The sequence below is a fragment of the Caulobacter sp. AP07 genome, from assembly GCF_000281955.1.
Classification (GTDB): Bacteria; Pseudomonadota; Alphaproteobacteria; order Caulobacterales; family Caulobacteraceae; genus Caulobacter.
Genome location: NZ_AKKF01000263.1, coordinates 1 through 5422, shown reverse-complemented (window position 1 = coordinate 5422; position 5422 = coordinate 1). Strand labels below are relative to the sequence as shown.

At 71.0% G+C, this 5422-nt stretch carries 6 protein-coding genes; 2 read left to right on the top strand and 4 right to left on the bottom strand.

Going from position 1 to position 5422, the window contains the following annotated elements; genetic code table 11:
- Positions 1-135: 135 nt before the first annotated feature.
- From pyrC to ruvX, 4 genes are all read right to left on the bottom strand, one after another.
- Positions 136-1437: a dihydroorotase gene (gene pyrC, locus PMI01_RS23145; RefSeq protein ID WP_007675050.1), complete on the bottom strand. Its 1302-nt coding sequence runs from the start codon at positions 1435-1437 to the stop codon at positions 136-138.
- On the bottom strand, positions 1434-2441 hold the full coding sequence (locus tag PMI01_RS23140) for an aspartate carbamoyltransferase catalytic subunit (RefSeq protein WP_007675048.1): 1008 nt from the start codon (positions 2439-2441) through the stop codon (positions 1434-1436). Before PMI01_RS23140 ends, pyrC begins: the two co-directional genes overlap by 4 nt.
- Positions 2410-3921: a S41 family peptidase gene (locus tag PMI01_RS26260; protein WP_007675046.1), complete on the bottom strand. Its 1512-nt coding sequence runs from the start codon at positions 3919-3921 to the stop codon at positions 2410-2412. Before PMI01_RS26260 ends, PMI01_RS23140 begins: the two co-directional genes overlap by 32 nt.
- Before the next feature lie 61 nt (positions 3922-3982).
- On the bottom strand, positions 3983-4477 hold the full coding sequence (ruvX, locus tag PMI01_RS23130; protein WP_007675044.1) for a Holliday junction resolvase RuvX: 495 nt from the start codon (positions 4475-4477) through the stop codon (positions 3983-3985).
- 101 nt (positions 4478-4578) lie between these two features.
- On the opposite strand from ruvX, the gene gatC reads away from it, so the two are divergent.
- Positions 4579-4866: an Asp-tRNA(Asn)/Glu-tRNA(Gln) amidotransferase subunit GatC gene (gatC, locus tag PMI01_RS23125; RefSeq protein WP_007675042.1), complete on the top strand. Its 288-nt coding sequence runs from the start codon at positions 4579-4581 to the stop codon at positions 4864-4866.
- Positions 4866-5422: amidase family protein (locus tag PMI01_RS23120; RefSeq protein WP_007675041.1), on the top strand; the 557-nt coding region annotated here is incomplete at its 3' end. The genes gatC and PMI01_RS23120, both read left to right, overlap by 1 nt.

The following is a 5422-nucleotide window of genomic DNA, read 5'->3' as shown; positions in this document are numbered from 1 at the left end:
GTTTCGCGGAGCGGTCGGTCCATGCCGAAACGCAAACACAACACTCACGGTCATCCGGGCTGGGCCCGGCCGCTCCGCGCCTCCTCGACTTCTCAGCGGATGTTCCGCGTGAGGGCCAGAAACATGCGTGAAACCCTACCCCTCCGCCCGGTGCACGATCCGTCCGTCCACCAGTGTCATCAGCACGTGGCCCTGCAGCCGGCGTCCGTCGAATGGGGAGTTCTTGGATTTCGACAGCAGCTTGTCGGCGTTGATGATCACCGGGGCGTCGAGGTCGCACAGCACCAGGTCGGCCGGGGCCCCGGGGGCAATGCGGCCCGACCGCAGGCCGATCAGGGCGGCGGGGGCCAGGGTGACGGCGCGGATCAGGTCGAGCAGCGGCACGCGCTCGTCGTGATACAGGCTCAGCAGGGCCGGCAGCAGGGTCTCCAGGCCCACGGCGCCGGGCGCGGCCTCGTCATAGGGCAGGCGCTTGTCCTCGGCCGGGGCCGGGGCGTGGGCGCTGACGACGATGTCGATCAGGCCGTCGGCCAGGGCCTCGATCAGGGCCTGGCGGTCGTCCTCGCCGCGCAGGGGCGGGGTGACCTTGGCGAAGCTGCGGTAGTCGCCGATGTCCAGTTCGTTGAACGACAGGTGGTTGATCGACACGCTGGCGTGGATCCGCAGGCCCTTGGACTTGGCGCGGGCCAGGGTCTCCAGGGCGCCGGCGCTGGTGATCTGGTCGACCAGCAGCCGGCCGCCGGTGGCTTCCAAGAGCGCGATGTCGCGCTCCAGCATGATCCGCTCGGCCATCGGCGAGATCGCGGGCAGGCCCATGCGGCCGGCGAACTCGCCGCCGGTCGCCGCGCCGCCCTTGGCCAGCCAGGGGTCCATCGGCCGGTGGGCCAGCAGGGTGTCGAAGCCGCGCGCATAGGTCAGGATGCGCTGCATCACCTTGCTGTCGACGATCGGCCGGTCGGCGTCGGTGACATAGACGCAGCCGGCCTCGCGCATCAGGCCGATCTCGGCCATCTGCTCGCCGCGCAGGCCCTTGGTCGCCGCCCCGGCGCAGAGGATGCGGGCCGCGTCGATGTCGCGGGCGCGGCGCAGGATGAAGTCGACCACGCTGGGGTCGTCGATCGCCGGATCGGTGTCGGGCTGGACCACGAAGCTGGTCACCCCGCCGGCCGCGGCGGCCTTGGCGGCGCTGGCCAGGGTTTCCTTGGTCTCGGCCCCGGGCTCGCCGGTCTTGACCCGCAGGTCGACCAGGCCGGGGGCCAGCATGGCGCCGCCACAGTCGATGACCCGGACGTTCTTGCCCAGCCTGCCGAACTCGCGGCCCTTGGCGACGTCGGAGATCACGCCTTCGGAGACGATGACCCCGCCGGGGCCGTCATAGCCGCTCTCGGGATCGACCAGGCGGGCGTTGATCAGGGCCAGGGGCTGGGGAGAATTCATTGACCGTGCTCCTCGAGCCGATGCGCCAGGCTCGCGAGCACCGCCATCCGCGCCGCGACGCCCATCTCGACCTGGTCCTGGATCAGGCTGATCTCGGGGTCGTCGGCGACGTCGGAATCGATCTCGACGCCGCGGTTCATCGGCCCGGGGTGCATGACGCGGGCCTTGGGCGCGGCCTTGGCCAGCTTCTCGCGGTCCAGGCCGTAGAAGCGGAAGTATTCGCGGGTCGAGGGCACGAAGGCCCCCTGCATGCGCTCCAGCTGCAGGCGCAGCATCATCACCACGTCGGCCCCGGCGATGCCGGTCTTCATGTCGTGGTGGACGGTGACGCCCCAGCGCTCGGCCTGGGCCGGCATCAGGGTCGGTGGTCCAACCAACCGTACGCTTGCTCCAAGCGTGTGCAGCAGGGAGACGTTCGAGCGCGCCACGCGGCTGTGCAGCACGTCGCCGCAGATCGCCACCGTCAGGCCCGAGACCCGGCCGAAGGCGCGGCGGATCGACAGGGCGTCCAGCACCGCCTGGGTCGGGTGCTCGTGCTGGCCGTCGCCGGCGTTGATGACGCTGCCGGAAACCTTCTGGCTGAGCAGGGACGCCGCGCCCGACGAGGCGTGGCGCACCACCAGCAGGTCGGGGCGCATGGCGTTCAAGGTGACGGCGGTGTCGATCAGGGTCTCGCCCTTGGTGATCGACGAGGTGCGCGGGCTCATATTGACCACGTCGGCGCCCAGCCGCTTGCCGGCGATCTCGAACGACGACTGGGTGCGGGTGCTGTTCTCGAAGAACAGGTTCATCAGCGTCCGGCCCTTGAGGATGTCGAGGGACTTGGACGTCTGGCGGTTGAAGGCGACGAAGGCGTCGGCCAGGTCCAGCAGGTCGGTGGCCTGCGGAGCGTTCAGGTCGCCGGCCGACAGGAAGTGGCGCCGGGGGAAGGAAAACATGCGCTTGAGGATCGGATCGATCGCTTCAGCGGGGTCATGATGGGCTGGGGGGGCTTTGGCCGTCATGAACTGGGGTCATAGGCGGCTTTGGCCCGGGAGGGAAGGAGGGGTTGGTCGGCGCCGCGCCGGAACGGCAGCCCTGCGCCTCCAGCCAGGCGACCGCCGCCGGCTCGGCCGCGTCGCCGGGCGCGGGTTCGTCGGGAAGGATCGGGCCGTCATAGAGATGGCCGGTGCGGTCCTCGACCCTGGACGTCGTCACGGTCAGCACCGCGCCGTCGGACAGCACACGGGGGCTGTTGGCGGTGGTCAGGCCGATGGTCGGCGCGCCGAAGAACCGGGTCGACGGCCAGCCCTCGAAGGCGATGGCGATCATTTCGCCGGAACTGCCGGTGCGGGGCCCGATCAGCACCGCGACCGGCGCGCCGACCGGTGATGGGGCGGGGATGACCGGCCAGGGCTCGCGGCCCTTGGCGTTGATGAAGACGCCATGCGGGCCGGGGCCGAGCAACGCGGCCAGGCCCATCATGCCGGGCCACATGTCGCCGCCGCCATGGTCGCGAAGGTCGACGATCCAGCCGCAGGTTCCCTTGTCCCGTGCCAGGGCGATGAAATCGCGCGCGGCGTCGCGGTAGGCGCGACCGTCGTCCGCCGGGTTCGTCAGGTCGCGCAGCAGGGTGGGCAGGGTCAGCACGGCGATGTGTTCGCCGACGAACCGTCCTTGGGGCAAGGCGCGGACCGGCGCGACCGGCGGGCCGGGCGGGCGCGGCGGAGCCGGTGGGAACAGCAGGGTGTGGCGCTCGCCCAGCGTCGTGATGGCGGCCCGGATGGCGGGGTAGGTCTGGGCGGGCGTCGCGGCGCCGGCGGCGGCCAGGTCGGCCTCCGCGCGCAGGGTCTTCCAGTCGGCCTTGGCGCTGTTGATGTGCTCCCGTTCCAGCCAGCCCAGGGCGTCGTCGAGATAGGCCTTGGCCGCGCCGTGCGGGGCCAGGTCGGCCGGGCCCAGGTCCTCCAGGCTGGCGGTGTCGATCCCGGCCTCGCCGCCGCCGGCCAGCAGCAGGCCGAAGAGGATCACCGTGGCGTCCGGCGCCACCACGCCCTCGATGTCGTGGAACGTCCAGTCGGAGGACGTGACCGGTCGGTTCTGCATGTTCTCGAAGAAGCCGCGTCGGCCGTCCGGGCGATCCACGCGCAGCCACAGGCCCGCCCAGCCGCCGGCGGGACGGGCGCGGACCGCGGCGCGAAACCGGATTCTGTGGCCGCGATAGGCCGTCGCGTCGATCTTCTGGCTCAGGTTTCCGAATCCGGACCCGCCGGCGACGCCGGCGCGTGATCGCACCAGGCGGGCGGAGGTCTTGCCGCCCTCGGGCGTGTCGGCGGACAGGACGGCGTCATAGCCTGCGGCCTGGGACGTCGGCCCGAAGGTCCAGCCGGTGGGCAGGCCTCCGATCGCGCCGGCTTCCAGGTCCAGGTTGACGGGGCTGGCGGCGGGGCCGGCGGCCATCAGGGCCAGGGCCACGATGATCGTCCCCAGACGTCCGCAAGGTCGCATGCCGATCTCCCCGTTGAAGCTTCACTTCAACCGAAGGTCCAGGCGCAACTGTGGCGAAAGGTCAGAAGCCCTTGCCCGCCGCCTCGGCGATGCCGCGCATGCGCTCCAGCGCGCCTTGCAGGATCCAGGCGGCGGCCATCTTGTCGACGACCTCGGCGCGGCGCTTGCGGTTGACGTCGTGCTCGTCGATCAGCACCCGGGTCACCGCCGCCGTCGACAGGCGCTCGTCCCAGAAGGTGATCGGCAGGTGGGGCTGCAGGCGCAGCAGGTTGCGGCCCAGCGCCCGGTTGGACTGGCAGCGCACGCCCTCGGTGCCGTCCATGTTCATCGGCAGGCCGATGACGATCCCGGCCGCCTTGCGGCTGCCCATCAGCTTGAACAGCACCTCGGCGTCCTCGCTGAACTTGGTCTTCTTGATCAGGGCCAGCGGGCTGGCGACCGTCAGGGTGACGTCGGAAACGGCCACGCCGATGGTCTTCTCGCCCGGGTCCAGGCCGACGACGGGCAGGTAGTCGGGGATGGCGGCGGCGAATTCGACGATGTCTAGAACGGGCATTGCCCCTCATAACACGGGGAAGCGCCCTCCCAACAAGGGAAGCGCTTGTCAAAGCGCCCCTCGCACGGCTAACCCACGCGCTTGGAATTCAGGAGGCCCCCATGGCCATTGACGCCGCCACCGTGCGGAAGGTCGCGCGGCTCGCGCGCATCGCCGAACCCGAAGAGCGCATCGAGGCCCTGGCCCAGGAGCTCAACGGCATCATGACGTGGATCGAGCAGCTGGCCGAGGTCGACACCGACGGCGTCGAGCCGATGACCAGCGTCGTGGCCGCCGGCGCTCCGCTGCGCGAGGACGTGGTGACCATGGGCGGCGACGCCCTGGCCATCACCCTCAACGCCCCCAAGTCGACCGGCGGCTTCTTCGTCGTGCCCAAGGTGGTTGAATAATGAGCGCCCTGACTTCCCTCACGCTGAAGGGCGCCCTGGACGGCCTGGAAAAGGGCGAGTTCACCTCGGTCGAGCTGACCCGCGCCCATATCGAGGCTGTCGAGGCCGCGCGGTCGCTGAACGCCTTCCTGCTGGAAACCCCCGACCAGGCCCTGGCCATGGCCGCCGCCTCCGACGCCCGCCGGGCGCTGGGCGCGGCCGGCCCGCTGGACGGCGCGCCGCTGGGCATCAAGGACCTGTTCTGCACCACCGGCGTGCGCACCACGGCCGCCTCGAAGATCCTCGAACCGTTCGTCCCGCAGTACGAGTCGACTGTCACCAGCCAGCTGTGGCGCGACGGGGCGGTGATGCTGGGCAAGCTGAACCTGGACGAATTCGCCATGGGCTCGTCCAACGAGACCAGCGCCTATGGCCCGGTGATCAACCCCTGGCGCAAGGGCGGCTCCAACCAGGCCCTGACCCCGGGCGGCAGTTCGGGCGGCAGCGCCGCCGCCGTGGCCGCCGACCTGTGCCTGGGCGCCACCGCCACCGACACCGGCGGCTCGATCCGCCAGCC